This window comes from Paenibacillus sp. FSL M7-1046 (assembly GCF_038007405.1).
Lineage (GTDB): Bacteria > Bacillota > Bacilli > Paenibacillales > Paenibacillaceae > Paenibacillus_AQ.
The window spans coordinates 7611780-7629708 of record NZ_JBBOXB010000001.1 but is presented as its reverse complement, the minus strand read 5'-3'; the positions used below and the strand labels follow the sequence as shown (position 1 = coordinate 7629708).

Sequence of the window (17929 nt, the reverse complement as noted above, 5' to 3'; positions counted from 1 at the left end):
GTGGTGCATACGGAATTTGACATAGGAAGATTGCTGCTTAATCTTTTGCTGGTTCTGGTGCTTGTATTGTTGAATGGTATATTTGTAGCGGCGGAGTTCTCGCTGGTAAAGGTCAGACAATCGCGTCTGACCCAGCTTGTCAGTGAAGGCAACAAGATGGCTGGATACGCGCTGAAGGTCAACAAAAAGCTCGATTCCTACCTGTCAGCGACCCAGTTCGGTATTACCCTCGCCTCATTGGGTCTCGGCTGGGTCGGTGAGCCGGCCATCTCAGAGCTGCTGGTTGAACCGCTAATGTTCCAACTCGGCGTCACCGATCATACACTGATTTCCACTGTGTCTGTCGTTGTCGGATTTTCCATTATTACATTTTTACATATTGTGCTGGGTGAGCTTGCTCCAAAGTCCCTGGCGATTCAAAAAACTGAAGGCTCCGCGCTGCTGCTCTCTGCACCGCTAATGTTCTTCTATAACCTGTTTCTGCCCTTTATCTGGGTGCTCAATGCATCCGCCAATGCTCTTCTTAGACTGGTGGGGGTTGAACCGGCCAGTGAAGCCGAGGCGGCTCACTCGGAAGAAGAAATCCGGATTCTGATGAATCAGAGCGCCAAGAGCGGTGTCATTGATAAAGACGAGATGAAGCTGATGGATAACATTTTTGAATTCTCCGATTTGCTGGCCCGTGAAGTTATGCTTCCGCGTACCGATATGGATGTGCTCTATAGCAATCTTACACTGGAAGAGAATATGCGGATCATTACGGAGACGAAACATTCGCGTTATCCGGTTGCCAACGAGGATAAGGACCGGATTATCGGCTTCATCCACATTACCGACCTGTTGTTCGCACCATTAGAGCAGCAGAATGATCTGGCTTCGCTGGTCCGCCCGATTCTGAATGTACCAGAGTCGATGGAGATCAGCCATGCACTGCGCCTGATGCAGAAGAACAAAGCCCAGCTTACGCTGGTTGTTGATGAATACGGCGGTACAGCCGGACTTCTGACCGCTGAGGAGATTCTTGAAGAAATTGTCGGCGATCTGCATGATGAGTTCGAGGATGAACGTCCGAGCGTCGAGCGCAATGGAGATTATATCTCAGTTGAGGGCCGGATGCTGATTGAGGATGTCAACGATCTTACGGGTGTGATTATTGAGGATGATGAGGTCGACTCCATCGGCGGCTGGCTGTTCAAAGAGCTGGAAGGCAATCCGTCCAAGGGTAAGCGGATTGTTGTGGGCGATGTCACCTTTGAAGTAGAAGAATCCACCCGGCTGCGGATTACAAGAATCAATATCCACCGGGAAAAGCCGGTTGTAAGTGAAGAGGACGATACCGGGACGGATGAAAAAAAGGAATAAGCTTTTACAATATTGCCGGTTCAATGCAGCCGGACAGTTTACAAACCGTATCTTTACATGGAGAATTCCTTCTCTTTGTAAAAGGTGCGGTTTTTTTGCGTGGGCGTTCTGATTCCACCCCAGCCAGTCATAAATTAGTTACGAAGAGATGTGTGTTCAGAAGAAAGGTAAATCAAGCAAATCCTTCGAAGCGTGGTTTGTACGAAGCTGAATCAAGGAAGTATTTGCTAACAAAACTTTAAGGAGGGTGTATCTATTGAACTCCGAGGAACGTGTATGGACCCCGTATAGGGGACCATTTGACCCTTGTCCGCCGGTGCCGTTCAAAACGTATGTTGTGCCGCCTAACCAATTTATTGCTTTTCAGCCCCCGGGATTGCCGCAGTTTCCGTTACCTGAAGCACTGAGGGCGGGGACACTTTGGCCCGCTCTGTTCAGCCCGTATGAATCCAAAGCCGGCAAAGGAGGAATTTAGGACGATGGAAGCAAATCCTTGCGAGCCCCGTTACTATGAATTGCTGGAGCAGCTGCAGGTTCTGGATTTTGCCCTGGTGGAGCTTAACCTGTATCTGGATACCCATCCCGAGGACTTAAGAGCGATTGAACAGTTCAATCAGCTGACTCAGGAGCGCACCCGGCTGGCTAATCAATTTCAGGAGCTGTACGGCCCGCTGCAGAACTTTGGCCGCGCCTACTCCAAATGTCCTTGGGAATGGAGCCAGAGCCCTTGGCCCTGGCAGGTATAGCGGCACGCTGGCCCCGGCGAAGCGGCTAGGCGAATAAAACTATAAGGAGGGTTCGTTCCCGAATGTGGATATATGAAAAAAAACTGCAGTACCCGGTACGTGTCGGCAAATGCGATGTGAGGATGGCGCGGTATTTGATGGAGCAATATGGAGGCGCGGACGGGGAGCTGGCGGCAGCGCTTCGTTACATGAATCAGAGATATGCGATTCCCGATAAGGTTATCGGCGTACTCACGGATATTTCAACGGAGGAGTTTGCCCATCTTGAGATGATTGCCACCATGATCTACAAGCTGACCAAGGACGCTTCTATCTGTGAGCTGGAAGCGGCAGGCCTTGGCCCGAATTATGCGACACGCGACCACGCCTTGTTCTACAACAATGCGGCGGGTGTCCCGTTCACCACGACCTATATCGCAGCCAAAGGCGATCCGCTGGCCGATCTCTATGAAGACATCGCCGCTGAGGAGAAAGCCCGGGCTACATACCAATGGCTGATTGATATGACTGATGACGTGGATCTGCAGGACAGCCTGAAATTCCTGCGGGAGCGGGAGATTATTCATGCAATCCGGTTCAAGGAGTCGGTGCAGATATTGATTGATGAGCGGGGGAAGAAGAAGGTGTTTTGATCAGCTGAAACGATGTAGTAAGCACTCGGTTTGAGAAGAAAGAGCCCAGAGATAGTTCTGCGGCTCTTTTATTCTGGTAACAACTCAATGCAGTTTCGATTAGAGCCTTAAACCGTTCATCACGTAAGAGCGGACAGTATCTACAAGTAGATCGGTTCGATCTTTTTCCCCGCTTATAAACCAGTAATACGCAGCACTATAGATCGCTGAACCTGTCATAGCCGAAATGACCTTAGTATGATTGCGGTCTGCCATACGCTGATTATCACCGTTCAAAATTATGCTTTCGATCATTTGCTGCAGCATCTTTTTTACCTTTTCATGAACAAGTGTATCAATAGATTTGGAGTCCATTCTGCATACCTGATAAAAATCTACGATGTAGTTATGTGTCAGCAAGATCAACTCTGTACATATTTCATCCGTGAACTCCTGCGCTTTCACCACTTGCTCAGGAATCAACTCTTGAAAAGCCTGTTCTGTAATTTTCTCCAGCAAAGCGTATTTATCTTCATAGTGGGCATAGAAGGTGGCACGGTTAATGGTAGCTCTCTGTGCTATATCTTTTATGGTAATTGCATTAAATCCTTTATACCGCAACAAATCTCTGAATGCTTCCCTAATTAACTGTCGTGTGCGTAAAACTCTTGGATCTTCCTGATTTGCCGTATCAATACCTCCCTATGTAAACATCAGATATCTAAATGTGTTGTCTATGCAACTTTTTCTTTACTCTGCTGATTGAAATCGTAATAGTACCCTACTATTATCGTATCAGACAGGTGTTGCTTAAACAAACTGTGATAGTTAGCTGAAAGGAAGGATAGTATTGAACATCAAACAAAATAGACTTTTGATAGTTGGCGCCGGTGTGATTGGCAGTTTATACGCACTCAGATTTGCACAGTCAGGACTGGACGTCACATTGCTTGCCCGGGGAAAGAGGTTGGATTCGCTTAAAACGGATGGGCTGCGATATAACGATAATGAGACGATACAGCAAATATCTATCAAGATGATAGAAAAGCTTGCGAGCGACGATACCTACGATTTCATCTTTGTTCCTGTGCGCTATGATCAGGCAGAATCTGCCCTGTCTGCGATCAAGAATAATCAGAGCAAAACAATAATCACCTTGAGCAACACCGTGGGATACGACCGCTGGCTTGAAATCGTGGGTGATCGTTTACTTCCAGGATTCCCGGGTGCAGGTGGAGACATCAAAGACGGTGTTCTATACGCCCAATTCGGTTCCAAAACTTTTTTTGGTGAAATAAATGGACAATTGACTGAAAGAGTGACGAGGCTTGCCCAAATATTTGAAACAGTTGATTTGCCTTATGAAATACAAAAAGACATTCAAGCATTCCATGTTTCGCATGCTGCGCTCGCTGTAGTGAACAAGCATCTCTATACGAACGACGGAATGGTGGATATAGAGACAGCAAGAAACGAGAATACTCTAAGTAAGATTGCCGCAGATATTAAACAAAATATTCATCTGGTAGCGCAAGCCGGAATTCCGGTAATTCCGCCTGAAACGAAGTTAATGGGTGAATTGCCTGTAGAAGATATTATATCCCAATACCGCCAGATGCTGGGCGATGAGTTTATCATTGATGTTAAGCTTGGAAACCAGGCTGTCAGCAGGAAGGCTGAAATAATGTTATTGGATGAGGATTTTCATAAAAAAATATCTGTTCGATAATGACATCAGCGCCGAAGAGAGCGCCCGGCCTATATTGCCGTCAAAGGTGATCCGCTGGCCGATCTCTATGAAGACATCGCCGCTGAGGAGAAAGAGCCCAGAGATAGTTCTGCGGCTCTTTTTTCATGTTCTGAAATTTTTTTATTGCTTACATTGCGATGATCTTACGAACATGTTGCCGCGTTATGCTGTAATAACTTGTTCTTTAAAATTTTAATTTTTATAAAGAGGTTTCGAAGTTAACAAGAACAGACAACAAGGAGCGTGAAAGTTAGTGAGTTATCATCATCCATTTGTAAAGAGAGTATTGAGCGGGATATTGGCAGTGACGGTTCTGCTCCCGTTCATTCCACCCTCCCTTTCATCGTCATCGACCGTCTATGGAGATGCAGCGGAGCCTAGCGGTATCGTCATGGCAGAAGATTTCGAAAAGGTTAACTTAGCTGACTTAGCCTTTGACAGTGCACGCATTCATAGCGGCAGTATGGCGCTTGAAACGAATCCGAAATACGTTCGTAACGGGGCAAAGTCCTTACGGATTGATTATGACTTCATTGGTGTAACAGATAATCCATCCCAAGTTGCGGTAGGGCCTGCAACTCAGTTGGCGTTAACAAACAGAGTTCCCAAAAAAATCGGGATGTGGGTATACGCCAATAACGAAGGACATGGTCTAACCTCTAAGTTCTACGTTTCATCCACTGGAAAATCCAAAACGTATGAGATTAGGAGTGAAGAGGTAGGTATAGACTGGAGCGGCTGGAAGTATGTAGAGGCTGAAATAGGGGCTGATTTGACTCTGCCGGGTACCCTGGCGTTCTACTTCCAGATGAAAGAAAGACAAATGAGCAAAAAGAATAAAGGCTCGGTTTGGATTGACGACGTCAGGCTCATTTATGATGAACCGGTGGATGAAGATATGGATGTTCCTGTATTAAGTCCAACTACACCTACTCCCAATCAAACCTTGAACGCCCCCGTCTCCGACATTATCCTGTCAGCGGATGATGTTAAGTCGGGTATCGATCCCGACTCGATCCGGTTAACTGTAGATGGTCAGTCTGTTGCACCGGCGGCCTATACATATGATCTGAATAATAAGGTGATAACCTATCACCCGGCTATACCGCTCGGCGGCGGCTATCATCAAGTGCTGGCAGAAGTTAAAGATCTGGCCGGCAATCCGGCAGCAGCAGAGTATGCTTTTAATATTGAGCATGGCGCCATGTTTACATTAGAAGCTCCAGCGGAAGCTGTCAGCAACGAGACCTACCGGTTGAAGCTCGAGGCGAAGGATGTAGGCGAAGCCAAGCACGTGCATGCTAAGATCAAGTTCGATCCAGAGACGCTGCAAGCGAATGCTATTAACGCACGTTCCGATTTAAGCAATGTGCAGACTACCATCGATAATGCAGGCGGTTATGTTGAATTTAGTGCAGAGGGACTGCAAGGCGACCATGCGGATGCGCTGGCAATCATCGATTTCGACGTGAATAGATCCGCGAAGATAGAACGTGGCGAGACGTATAAGCATATTGCTATGGTGGGGGGCGGCTTTGGGTATGACGGCGGCCCTTCGGTGAATTCCTTTGCCTCACCGGTTAATTATAAGATCGGGTTTCCGTACACTCTAAAAGTTAAGGGATCAGGCCTGCAAACACAGAATATAATCACCGTCACAACTCACGCAGGAGATCCGGTAGAAGGAGCGGAAATTGATTTTACCGATACAAACGGCCCTCAGACTTATGTGACCGTAACAGCTGAGGGTTCCAATATATATACGAGCGCTGATAGTTCGTCCGCAGTGTTACTGGCGGCAGAGAAAAACGGGCAATTTTTCGCCGCAACAGGAAGTACAACCGGATTTGTAAAAGTGTATATGCCAGATGGAACCAAGACCGGTTACATACCATCCGCTGATGTACAGCAGAAGGATCTTACCGAAGGGTTGGGCTTGACGGATGCCAGGGGAGAGATCCATACGTCACTAGCTAACCTTGCAATAGGCACCTGGAAAGTGCAAGCGGTCAAGGATGGCGGTACCAGCGAGAGTATCAGCATGACGGTTGTTTCTCAGTTTGGTGGGGACGATCCGAAATATGTACAAACCTTTGTTACCGAAGATATGAGTACGATGATGAGCGTAGGGTGGCAGACGGCACCTAGAGTTCAACAAACTTCTATCCAATATGTGAAAGATAGCGATTTGGTTAATAGTGACTTGAGTAATGCACCGGAAAAAGCGGCAGAGCAGCTTGCGCTTTCTGATGTGGAGGTCATTCATGAGGTCGCAGGTGGGCCTCTGGGCGAAATTAAGTTCCATAAATCATTGGTTACTGGCCTCGAGTCAGGTACGGATTATCATTACAGAGTTGGCTACGAAGGACATTGGAGTACATGGTACGATTACAAGACATTGAAGGCAGTACCGGATCATCCCGTTTCTTTTGTGTTTGTAACCGATTCGCATACCAAAGGTGATAATGGGCTTGCAATTTATCAACAATTGATCAGCAATGCTTTAACTAATTATCCGGATACCCAGTTCATTATGCATGGCGGCGATATGGTTGACGATGGGTCGATCTTGAATGAGTGGAACCAGTTCTGGGAAGCTTCATCGATCTACGCATCCTCTATTCCTTCTGGTTACACAATGGGGAATCATGATGTTAAAGGGGAAGGCAAAGATATTTTTGCCAAGGGATTGGATCTTCCAAATAATGGGCCTGAGATCCAGAAGGAGTATGCATATTCGTTCGATTCAGGCGAGGTGCATTTCATTGTGCTGAACTCCGAAGCAGACGAAGTAACCATGGACAAGCAAGCAGCATGGCTTCGTGAGGATATTCAAAAAAGTAATAAAAAATGGAAGATTGTTATGTTCCATAAGCCTGCTTATCATACCGAAGATGGACGCGGAAATATGATCGAATATACACAAACATATTTTGCCCCTATTCTGGAAGAATTGAAAGTAGACTTGGTGCTGGAAGGCCACGACCACGTGTACGCGCGCACCTATCCAATGAGTGAAGGGAAGCCATTGTTGAACGGAGAGCAGGGGACTGTCTATTTGGACGGAGGCGCATCTGGCTGGAAGTTCTACGATGGAACAAAATATGAGTATCTGAATTTCATGTTTGACGATGATGTTCCGGTATACTCTGCAATTCAAGTTAGCCATGATAAAATCATAATTCAAGCTCGTACTACGGAAAGCGAAGAATTGATCGACAACTACACGATTGAGAAGAAGGATGAGCTAAAGGTGACTTCCGTGGCAGTATCACCGGCCCAATTGACGTTAAAGGTCGGTGACGAGCGCGGGACTGTACTTACCGCTACCTATAGCGATAACTCCGCTGTCGATGTCACGAATCAAGCAACATGGACTTCTTCGAATGAGAGTGTAGCTACGGTAGATGCCAAAGGCATCATTCACGCTGTCGGAATTGGCGGGGCTACAATCCAGGCGAGTTACGCCAATATGTCGCCAGTTAATATTTCTGTAACCGTTCAGACCGAAGGTACGGTTCCTGTTCTGCTTAAGCTGACTGCCGATCCAGGCACTCACACATTGCAAGCGGGTCAGACAGCTGCTTCTGTTATCACGGCAGTATATGACAATGCAGTGAATACAGTTGTAACGGATCAGGTCATTTGGACGACTTCGGACCCTGCCATTGCCTCGGTATCGGGTGAAGGTGTCATTACGGGCGTTGTAGCAGGTAAAGGAGTAACGATCACGGCTTCGTTCGGCGGCAAATCAATTGCGATTCCAATTGTGGTTACTGAGGTTCCAATTCTGACCTTGGTTGATCTGGCTGTAACACCTGCTTCGCTCTCCTTGAAAGCAGGTCAAACGCAAGCCTTGTCGGTGACGGCAAAGTATTCAGATCTTTCTACTGTCCTTAAGACCTTGGATGCGAATTATGTATCGAGCGCGACTTCTGTTGCTACTGTGAGTGAAACAGGGGTAGTGACAGCGGCTGGCACGGGGACGGCCTCGATCGTAATATCTTTTGGGGGAATCAAGAAGGAGATTTCGGTTTCGGTAACGGCGGCCACAGGCAACAACAATGGAGGCACGACACCGGCAGCAACACCGGCAGCAACGCCAACACCGGCAGCAACGCCGACAGCAACGCCAACACCAACATCAACGCCGACAGCAACACCAGCTGTAACTGTAGAGCCTGCGAAGCCAAACGGAGTGAAACCTGTGTTCAACGACAGAGTAGACTTAGATAAGGTTAAAGCTATAGTGGCGAAAGAGCGAACAGCTTCTGTTGTTAAATTCCCGGACGTACCTGCAGCTCTGTGGAGTGCATCGTTCGTTGAACGTGCGGCCCTGATGGGGATCGTAACTGGCTATGCGGATGGTTCATACCGTCCTGACGCCAAAGTAACGCGCGCTGAGTTTGCTGCAATGCTTGTAAAAGCTTTTGGTCTGACAGCTTCGGGGGGGACCGGATTCTCCGATACGCAAGGGCATTGGGCTTCGGAGGCGATTGTTGCGCTTCAAGAGAATGGAGTGATTATGGGCTACTCCGATGGTTCATTCCATCCCAAGCAGGAGATAACCCGTGCGGAAATCGTGACCATGCTGGCTCGTCTTACGAACTATGTTACCAGCACATCGACGCAATTTTCCGACGTTTCTACGAACTGGGCAGCAGAGCAAATCAATGCCTTCGCTAATGCAGGTATCCTATCGGGTAAAGGCAACGGAGTCTTCAAACCGAACGAAGCTGCTTCCCGCGCCGAATCAGTAGTGATGATCATCCGTCTCTTGGATAAGGTCCTTGCACCTTAAGAAGCAGTTCAATTTCTCATTGTAGAGTTTAACGACTAAGGCTTATGTAAATAAGCTGAATAAAACGAGCAGCCCAAGCCGGGTTGCTCGTTTTGTTGGTTGTATCAGGGCGATCCGCTGGCCGGCCTCTATGAAGACATCGCTGCCGAAGAGAAAGCCCTGGCTACATACCAATGGCTGGGACTGCTTTTTCCCAACGGTGAAACCGGGAGTACACCTCTATCCGATTGTCCTCTTTAATCTCTTTTGTAATATCTTAGAAAATGGATAAGCTCACAATTTTATCATCTACAATGCTGAAGTGATATTCCAGCAATAACGGATCGGGTAAACCTGTTTTGTCATAAGTTCCATCCAACTTGCATGTTACAACAACCGCATCCTTATTTTCTTTTACTGCTTTTGGCTCTAATGTTACGTTTGCTCCAAAATGGTATTGATCACTCCATTTTTTAATCGCTTTTTGGCCAATCCGCTTTTTTCCTTCATCCAACACAACGGCATCTTCTGAAAAGCAGTTTACAAATGCTTCCGGATCGGGCTTATTCGATGCATCAATAAATTTACTGATCGCAGCAGGGATTTGATCGATTTCCATTATTTCTCCCCCTTATTTAGTTTGAACAATTAAACTGTCGGAATGGTACCGCCATCAATGACATATTCGCTTCCTGTAATGGATGCTGCACGGTCAGAAACCAAAAATGCAACCAGCTCAGCGACTTCTTCAGGTAATCCCGGCCTGCCAATTGGAATTCCTCCGAGCGAATCCATAAGCTGCTGGAGCGCACTTTCTCTGCTTCCTGTTGTAGTTTGCATCCGATCAATTAACGCATCTGCTGCCTCAGTTTGAATAAAACCAGGAGACAATGAATTAATCCGAATGCCACGGGGAGAAAATTCATTAGAAAGTCCCTTGCTGTAATTAGCGAGAGCAGCTTTAGCTGCTGCATAAGCTAATGTAGTTTCATAAAGGGGCAATCTCCTTTGGATTGAGGTGAAATGAAGAATAACACCTGATTTATTTTCCAACATTAATGGAATAAGGCCGCGATCAAGCCGGACTGCGGCCAGAAGATTCCAATTTAAAGCCTGCAGCCAATCGTCATCGCTAAGAACAAGAGCGCCACCTGGCGGAGTAGTTGATCCGCCTACACAATGGACAATAATATCGATACCGCCAAGCTGTTCTTTCACTGCTGTAATCACTTGCTCTACCCCTTCAGGTGACACAAGATCAGCTTGAACGAATTTAACCGAATGTGCCATGTCAGCAGAAACGGAACGGGCCGTTGTCAGGACTGTTGCTCCGCTGCTTGCAAGTCTATTCACAACAGCTTGTCCCATTCCTTTTGTTCCGCCCGTTACAAGCACTTTCTTGCCTTTAAATTCTGTTGCCGAGTACTCAAATGATCTACTCATATCTATACCTCCTTATTATGAATAACTGAATCGGTGTGTTCTGCGCTCTGTCCCTTAAACCTTTATGTAATGTTCAAGAGGAGCTGGATATAATATTACACTTGACTCTTTTATAACGTCCAATTTATTATATTCATAAAACTTATGAATAATATTAATATAAAGAAGGTCATGTTATGGAGCTTACACAATTAGAGTACTTTATGACTGTTGCACGGTTAGAACACATGACGATGGCTTCAAAGGCACTCGGCATTACCCAGCCAGCCCTAAGTCATGCGATTGCCAAACTTGAGAACGAAATCGGCGCTCCCTTGTTTGAGCGCAATGGGCGAAATGTGAAGCTGAACCGTAATGGCGCAATGTTCTCTAAATGGGTCGGCAAAGCATTGCAAAATATTGAAAACGGCGTAAAAGAAATCGAAGAATGGTCTAACCCGGATACGGGGGTTATTACTTTATCTTATCTCAATATTCTTGGCGTTGACTTAATTCCCCATTTAGTCCGAAGCTATCAATTAGACTATCCCAAAGTCCGCTTTGAATTGACACAAGGAAATCTTGGAGATATAGATGATCATTTGGAACAAGGACACTCGGATCTTATGATTACATCGAAGGAATCTACTTTAGACAATCATAAATGGGTGGTTATGCAAAATATACCGTTGTTTATTGTTGTATCCTCCCAGCATCATTTAGCGAATCGTCCAGCTTTGAGTTTGGCAGAGCTGTCGGGCGAACCATTCATTGGTTTGAAAAACAACTGCGGATTAAAAGCGACGATTATGTCACGTTTCCAGCATACTGGTTTTGTCCTTGATTCGGCGTATGAAGCCGAGGACTTAATCACAGTAGCCGGATTTATTAAGTCAAATCTCGGTGTATCTGTCCTGCCTAAGACTATGGGATTGATGTTGGATGAACTTGTTTGGATTCCGATTACTGATGAGGGATGGTATTGGGAAATAGGCTTAAAGTGGAGAGAGGATCGTCATATTTCTCCAACTGCCAAGCGGTTTATTGCATACATTGAAAATGAACAGCAACGACTTGATTGATGTCATGGTTGAGGCCGTTTTTTATTGATCGGTAATGACCCGCTGGCTGATTTGTACGAGGACTATAAAAAAGAATCAAACAGCGCCTTATTCGGGTTGTTTGATTCTTTTTGATATTTGTCTTGATGGGTTGTACAGATATGTAGCTCTTATACGTTATAGCCGAAGCCCAGGATCGTGAAGCATTTGTCCTCATCACCAGCGGCCATTCTTATTTCTATCACATGCTCCAAGTTAAGCTCATTCTGGTACAGGATAACCGGGTTGCAGTGTGTCCAGTTGTTCTCATGCGGATCAGCAGTGACCACCAGTTTGCCATCGACGAGAATGTCCGCTTTTCCAAACTCGGGACTGCCTGAATCCTTGTATACCAGGATAAGGTTTTTGCTTGTTATCGTCAGCTTGAAGCTGTCCTGCCCCGAAGCAGCCTCATGCATCCAGTTATGCGGAAATTCTGGGGTCCCGTAAGGGTTCGCGTCCATTTCCACCATCTGCAATTCCGTATCGCTTCCCGAAAAACCGCCTGCTTCAATGCTGGCAGCGCCTATATGGCTCTTGCGGTCCAGCAGCCGGGTGCAGGCAAAATCATTCCCCAGAACTGGCGGTTTATTCAGTATGATATCCCCGCCGGTCGTAAGCGATTTATAGGTCTCGGAGAATAAGAAGGTGAGGCAATCCGCCATTACCCGGTGACCCTCGTTAGTGGGATGATAGATATCATAGAAAAATTGCCTTTTCGATATGATATTACCTTCAGCCTTGCTCAGACGGAACTGTTCTGTCACTGCGTTCTTTACACTGACCATAGGGAGATGATAGTGCATGCCTACGGGGGAGAGCCGTTCCTGGAGGTTCCAGTCATTCACAAAAACACTGAACAGCAGGATAACCGCCGGCTGGTTGCTCGCGGAAAGGATCTTCAGGCAGAGGCTTTCAAAGCAGTTGCCCTTTGTTTCATCGCCCTCGTCGTTTACCGCGAATTCCACCACTACGATGTCCGGTGTAACGGCACCGTCCCTGAGAATATCTCTTTCATAGCGGATGACCCCAAGCTCCGATGGCGTTCCGCCTACTCCGGCCTTCACATAATGAATGTTCTCTCCGCCGTCCTTGCCGAATAGTTCCTTAAATCTTAAATAGGATTGATAGGCATAACACCCGGTATGTATAGGCTTGGCCCCCGCACCTTGAGTGATGGAACCTCCGATGTAGGCGATCGTGACGTCCTCGCCTTTCACTGCTTTTGCTATCGCTGTCTTCAATCTTGTATTATTGCCTGAATGCATCAAGGATTTTGCGATCATGTCCCTGTATTCATTCGAGCCGAACGAAACTTGAGGTTCAGTGCTAAGTTCAGGCACGGCATAACCGTCATTCAGATAGAAAATGATACTAACCGTCGCCAGCTCGCCCTCCCGGCTGAATTCGAAGGCGAATTTTCCGGGAGACTCATCATCCTCGGACCATGTGTAATCCTCTAGCTTGAGCATGATTTCGGTTCCGTCGCTTGGGCAGGGAACAACCAGCCGGGTGCCTGTCTCATATTTACTCGTTTTGCCCCAGTTCTGGAGATGGAAAGACACCTCCGCATCTGCCCTGGCTGTCTTTACGGACACCCCGATACTATGAACCAGACGGCGAAATCCAGTCCAGCTCCCCAAAAGACCCAGAATTTTCTCATCTGTGACCCCACCTATATATTTGGCCTTATCTATCAGATAGTTGCCTTCGAGATAAATTTCCTGTGAAGGCCTGCCCTGAGTCCGCGCTGTCGCCTCAATAGCTGTTTCAAACAGCACGAAAAATCCGCTTCTTTTCTGAGCCGGGTCCTTGGGTGCCTTAGGACCTTCATTTCTACCGGCAGAATGGACCTTGCTATTGTCTTCCACTTTAAACCAGCCTCACTTTCCAATGTGTATGAAGGCGCTTTCGAACAATTTCATTATAGACTTGAAATCCGGGAGAGCTCAACGATATTCATAAATCCCAATAGTTATTACAATAAGTCCTTTAGTTTGTACATGTTGATTGAAACCGCTTTAATTATATAATATGCCTAAGCAGAGTTTTGTCTGAACCTACATTAATCAAGAAAAACAAGGAGCGACAATGCAATGATAACGAATCGTACAAAGCCTGGTTCCTCGCCGGTCAAGCAATTTACGCTTGTAAAAGAGGGAATCGCGGGCAAGATTTACATAGATCCCAAGGGGGAGGATTATGACGGATTACGCCGGGTAGCCAAGTCATTTGCAGCGGATATACATCTCGTGACGGGTACAGAGCCTTCCATCCTTACACAAAAGGAGCACCTGGCTGGAATGGCTGTTATTGCCGGATCGATTGGCAGCAATGATGTCATTGATACGTTAATTGCAGAGGGGATTCTGGACGTATCCTCCATTCAGGGCAAGCGGGAATGCTACCGGATTCAGAGGGTGGAACATCCGGTTCCCGGAGTAGATCAGGCGCTGGTGATCGCCGGGAGTGATAAGCGGGGCACGATATACGGCATCTATGCAATTTCCGAAAGGATTGGAGTCAGCCCGTGGGTATACTGGGGGGATGTTGTCCCGGACAAGAAGCCGCTGCTGGATTTTTCTGCAGAACAGCTCAATATCACATCCAAGGAACCCTCCGTCAAATACAGAGGGATATTTCTGAATGACGACTGGCCCTCCCTGGGCTCTTGGGTGACTCAGGCGTTTGGCGACTTCAACGAAGAGTTCTACGATAAGGTATTTGAGCTGATTCTCAGGCTGAAAGGGAATTATTTATGGCCGGCCATGTGGAGCGCTGAATTCAGCCTGAACGGCAAAAGCAGCCCGATCGCCAATGCCAGGCATGCTGAAGCATACGGCATCATCATGGGAACCTCCCATCATGAACCTCTGTTCCGGGCAGGCAGCGAATGGCAGAAGGTATACAAGCAGTATGGAACAAGCAACCTGTGGGATTTTGCCCGGAATAAACAGGCGATCACCGATTTCTGGGAAGACGGAATCAAGCGTAATAAGAGCTTTCATAACCTGATCACCCTCGGCATGCGGGGGGAGGCCGATTCCGCCCTGGAGGGTTCTGACCGGGAGAATATTGAACTGCTTAAGGACATCATCCTGACCCAGAAAGACTTACTACGGAAATATAATCTGGACCATGCGCCGCAAATTCTCGCTGTATACAAGGAAGTAGAGAAATACTGGTACGGCACTGCAGAGGTAAAGGGACTGAAGGACTGGGAGGTACTGAAGGATGTTACGATTCTGCTGGCTGACGACAACTTCGGCAATCTGCGGAAAATCCCCGCGGTACACGAGCAGCACCGCAGTGCCGGCTGGGGCATGTATTATCATTTTGACTATCATGGCGGTCCGCATTCCTATGAATGGGTGAATACCATTCCGCTGGAGAAGATCTGGGAGCAAATGTCCATGGCGTTCGATTACGGCATCCGCGAAGTATGGGTCGTTAATGTAGGAGACCTTAAGCCCATGGAATTGCCGATATCCTATTTTCTGGATTTGGCATATGACTTTGAAGCTTGGGGGAGCCGTGCAATCAACCGGACTGGCGAATATACCAGACGGTGGGTGGAGCAGCAATTCAGCCATTCTCTGGAGGCAGGAAGTGTAGAAGGAATCGGCCAGTTGTTATCGGATTACACTAGAATGAACGGCCGGCGCAAACCGGAAATTATCAGCACTTCAACCTTTAGTCTTGTGAACGGTCACGAGGCACAGAGAGTTTTGCAGCTGGCGCTTGGAATTGAGAACGCAGCCGATACCTATAATGCGTTGATCCCTGATTCGCAGACAGATGCCTATTATCAGCTCGTCTATTATCCTGCGGTAGCTTCGGCCAATGTGGTCAAAATGCACATCTATGCCGGACTGAGCAAGCTGTACGCTGAGCGGGGCAGTGTTCTGGCCAATACCTATGCGAAGTTGACAACGGAAGCAATCGAGCGGGATAAGGAACTGGAGCGTTATTATAATACCCGGCTTTCAGGAGGGAAATGGCAGGGGATGATGAGTTCCGCTCATGTCGGGTATGTCCACTGGGATGCGGAAGGGTGGAAGTATCCGGCGGTGCACACCATAATTCCTGGCCAGAAATCTCAAATGATCGTTGATGTAGAGGGAACGGAGCAAGGATATGTTACGGGTACGGCTAATCTCCCGGTATTCAGCAATCTGCACCAAGAGACGTATGAGATTACGATCAGCAATGGCGGAGCGGCGGGCTTCATGTATAGGGCAGACTGCAATGCGGACTGGATCAGGCTGGATAGCACGCAGGAGTGGGTGGACACAGGGAAGACGATACAGGTAAGTGTGGACTGGGAGAAAGCAAAGGGGAAGGAATCGGGTGAAATTACCCTCACCGGTGTCGGAGGAACGGTTAGGATCGAGGTATCCTTGGACTGGTTTGACCTCCGGGAGGTGCCGCCGGCAACCTTTATTGAAGCTCATAATATCGTGGCGATTGAGGCGGAGCATGCCCTAAGCCGTGTTTCGAAATCTGGAGTTGAATGGAGGATTATCAAGAACTATGGCCGTTCTTTATCCTCAGTCAAAATGTTCCCGGACGGAGCATCTTTTGCCGGGCCGGAGCATGCGCCATATCTCGAGTACCGGATTCTGGTGCGTCAGGACGGGGAGTACACCTTGACCGCTTATCTTGCCCCGACGAACAATCTGTCACCGGTCAGAGGATTGAAATATGCGGCAGGTTTTGATGGCGAAACTCCGGTGATTGCAGACGCCCTGCCGCCGGATTATGAAGGCGGAAACCATGACAATGAACCTTGGTGCCGCGCCGTTATGGATAATATTCATACGCCCGTCACCCGTCATGCACTGACCCAAGGGGTGCACACTCTTCGTTTTTACGGACTCACTGCCGGCCTGGTTGTGCAAAAGCTAGTGCTGTCTGCTTTCACACTGCCCTATACCTGCCTTGGGCCGGAGGAGAGCTACAGTACGGGACGGGCGTAGGTTCAGATGCGTTTTTTGATGTGATAGACAATGAGCAGCATCAGCGGGAAAACGATGGAATAAGTGAAGTCCCAGTCTACCCAGGAGGCGGGGACTTCTTTGACGTAGAAAATAATATCTTTTGCAATCAGATGGGTCAGCCCGTAAAGCAAAAATGCCACCGGAAAAATTAGGGGACGGTATGATTTCAGCTTCAGCAGCTGGGCGGTCCCTAAGACAAAGGCGTAGAAGTAAAGCGCTGTTTTGAAATAGGTGCTAATAATCCATGTGGTAGCCATTAAAGCCTCCAGCCGCTGGAGAAAATTGCCAATGTTGATTCTTTGGGCAAGAATATAGGCTGCATAGAAGTTGTGCTCGGAGAAATAAGCACCCAACACCGTCAGGGAAAGAAACAAAATAAGGTTTAGTCCAACCCCTCCGATGAGCAGGGCGATGAATATATTCCGGCTTGTATTGCTTTGTTTTTTGGCATAGGGATACACCATGAAGAATACGCATAATTCCCCAAACGGATAAAACACCCCGAAAAAAACCGTGTGCAGCATGTCAGGAAACGGTGTATTCATAATCGGATAGATCTGCTCTATACGCATATCGGGAATCAGCAGAGCGAGCATACCAATCAGAAAAACCGTAAAGAAAGGGAGGAAAATCTGGGCCGCCCGCCCCAGCGTTTCCAGACCCAGTCTTAAGCCATACACCAGCAGAACAATGGCCATGAAGCGGATAACTCCCCCGGGGGTCGCCTCGTAAACCTGTGTGCACATAAAATCTTCAATTTCCCTGACATAGGTAGAGGCAGCAATGAGAAAAAAGAATAAATAACTCAGAGCTACCGCTCCACCTGCCCATTTTCCTAAAATTTGTTGTGAAAGCTCGATAATTGTTTTATTAGGATCAATATTGGCTGTAGTTATCATCAGCTTTAGGGTTGCGAGACCCAAGGGAATACTAATGAGGCCGGCGATCCACGCATCTTCGTGAGCTCCTGCTGTCATTACAGAAGGATATGTAAGCGCCATGTCCCCAATAAGAGTAAAAAGCCCGAGTACTATCATTTGAGCGGTACTGATCTGGTCCTTTTCAAGTCCCATGTGATTCCTCCGTATCTGCTGCAAGCCCTCTTCAGCGTTTCAATATCATTTTCCTTAGCATGCAATATCCTTCCATAATTATGCA

Annotated in this window: 13 protein-coding genes and 1 pseudogene; 9 read left to right on the top strand and 5 right to left on the bottom strand. The window is 47.4% G+C overall.

Translation table 11 applies throughout. The features are described from left to right. Window positions 1-3 precede the first annotated feature (3 nt). From NYE29_RS34280 to NYE29_RS34265, 4 genes are all read left to right on the top strand, one after another. Window positions 4-1362: a hemolysin family protein gene (locus NYE29_RS34280; RefSeq protein WP_445322231.1), complete on the top strand. Its 1359-nt coding sequence runs from the start codon at window positions 4-6 to the stop codon at window positions 1360-1362. Window positions 1363-1609: 247 nt separating this feature from the next. After that, a complete protein-coding gene (locus tag NYE29_RS34275; protein ID WP_340899545.1) occupies window positions 1610-1837 on the top strand; it encodes a spore coat associated protein CotJA in 228 nt (75 codons plus the stop codon). Window positions 1838-1841: 4 nt separating this feature from the next. After that, window positions 1842-2108, top strand: coding sequence for a spore coat protein CotJB (locus NYE29_RS34270; RefSeq protein WP_076113291.1), 267 nt, complete (start codon window positions 1842-1844; stop codon window positions 2106-2108). 62 nt (window positions 2109-2170) lie between these two features. Beyond that, window positions 2171-2740 (top strand): manganese catalase family protein, encoded by a 570-nt coding sequence (locus tag NYE29_RS34265; RefSeq protein ID WP_076113292.1) that lies wholly within the window; start codon window positions 2171-2173, stop codon window positions 2738-2740. A 99-nt stretch (window positions 2741-2839) separates the two neighbouring features. On the opposite strand, the gene NYE29_RS34260 is transcribed toward NYE29_RS34265, so the two are convergent. After that, entirely contained in the window at window positions 2840-3364 is a 525-nt protein-coding gene (locus NYE29_RS34260; protein WP_340899893.1) for a TetR/AcrR family transcriptional regulator, read from the bottom strand. Between the two features lie 205 nt (window positions 3365-3569). On the opposite strand from NYE29_RS34260, the gene NYE29_RS34255 reads away from it, so the two are divergent. The 3 genes and pseudogenes from NYE29_RS34255 to NYE29_RS34245 form a co-directional block, all read left to right on the top strand. Continuing rightward, window positions 3570-4448 (top strand): ketopantoate reductase family protein, encoded by an 879-nt coding sequence (locus NYE29_RS34255; protein WP_340899543.1) that lies wholly within the window; start codon window positions 3570-3572, stop codon window positions 4446-4448. Between the two features lie 274 nt (window positions 4449-4722). Next, window positions 4723-9270: an S-layer homology domain-containing protein gene (locus tag NYE29_RS34250; RefSeq protein ID WP_340899542.1), complete on the top strand. Its 4548-nt coding sequence runs from the start codon at window positions 4723-4725 to the stop codon at window positions 9268-9270. Window positions 9271-9375: 105 nt separating this feature from the next. Further along, window positions 9376-9450: pseudogene (locus NYE29_RS34245) on the top strand (spore coat protein CotJC); the annotation flags it as partial. Between the two features lie 76 nt (window positions 9451-9526). On the opposite strand, the gene NYE29_RS34240 reads toward NYE29_RS34245, so the two are convergent. After that, window positions 9527-9868, bottom strand: a complete 342-nt coding sequence (locus NYE29_RS34240; protein WP_340899541.1) for a nuclear transport factor 2 family protein — start codon at window positions 9866-9868, stop codon at window positions 9527-9529. Between the two features lie 29 nt (window positions 9869-9897). After that, entirely contained in the window at window positions 9898-10692 is a 795-nt protein-coding gene (locus tag NYE29_RS34235) for an SDR family oxidoreductase (RefSeq protein WP_076113297.1), read from the bottom strand. Between the two features lie 176 nt (window positions 10693-10868). On the opposite strand from NYE29_RS34235, the gene NYE29_RS34230 reads away from it, so the two are divergent. Then, on the top strand, window positions 10869-11753 hold the full coding sequence (locus tag NYE29_RS34230; RefSeq protein ID WP_340899538.1) for a LysR family transcriptional regulator: 885 nt from the start codon (window positions 10869-10871) through the stop codon (window positions 11751-11753). Window positions 11754-11902: 149 nt separating this feature from the next. Here NYE29_RS34230 and NYE29_RS34225 read toward each other — a convergent pair whose 3' ends face one another. Further along, entirely contained in the window at window positions 11903-13552 is a 1650-nt protein-coding gene (locus tag NYE29_RS34225; protein WP_445322193.1) for an SGNH/GDSL hydrolase family protein, read from the bottom strand. A gap of 315 nt (window positions 13553-13867) precedes the next feature. On the opposite strand from NYE29_RS34225, the gene NYE29_RS34220 reads away from it, so the two are divergent. Continuing rightward, window positions 13868-16750: a glycosyl hydrolase 115 family protein gene (locus tag NYE29_RS34220; protein ID WP_340899536.1), complete on the top strand. Its 2883-nt coding sequence runs from the start codon at window positions 13868-13870 to the stop codon at window positions 16748-16750. A 2-nt stretch (window positions 16751-16752) separates the two neighbouring features. Here NYE29_RS34220 and NYE29_RS34215 read toward each other — a convergent pair whose 3' ends face one another. Continuing rightward, window positions 16753-17844 carry a GerAB/ArcD/ProY family transporter gene (locus NYE29_RS34215; protein WP_340899534.1) on the bottom strand — a complete coding sequence of 364 codons (1092 nt, stop codon included), beginning with the start codon at window positions 17842-17844 and terminating at the stop codon, window positions 16753-16755. Window positions 17845-17929: the final 85 nt, after the last annotated feature.

Bases quoted from the DNA above. Each gene is read 5' to 3' on its own strand.
- NYE29_RS34270 (WP_076113291.1), top strand. From the start codon at position 1,842: ATGGAAGCAAATCCTTGCGAGCCCCGTTACTATGAATTGCTGGAGCAG.
- NYE29_RS34240 (WP_340899541.1), bottom strand. From the start codon at position 9,868: ATGGAAATCGATCAAATCCCTGCTGCGATCAGTAAATTTATTGATGCA.
- NYE29_RS34215 (WP_340899534.1), bottom strand. From the start codon at position 17,844: ATGGGACTTGAAAAGGACCAGATCAGTACCGCTCAAATGATAGTACTC.
- NYE29_RS34220 (WP_340899536.1), top strand. From the start codon at position 13,868: ATGATAACGAATCGTACAAAGCCTGGTTCCTCGCCGGTCAAGCAATTT.
- NYE29_RS34230 (WP_340899538.1), top strand. From the start codon at position 10,869: ATGGAGCTTACACAATTAGAGTACTTTATGACTGTTGCACGGTTAGAA.
- NYE29_RS34235 (WP_076113297.1), bottom strand. From the start codon at position 10,692: ATGAGTAGATCATTTGAGTACTCGGCAACAGAATTTAAAGGCAAGAAA.
- NYE29_RS34265 (WP_076113292.1), top strand. From the start codon at position 2,171: ATGTGGATATATGAAAAAAAACTGCAGTACCCGGTACGTGTCGGCAAA.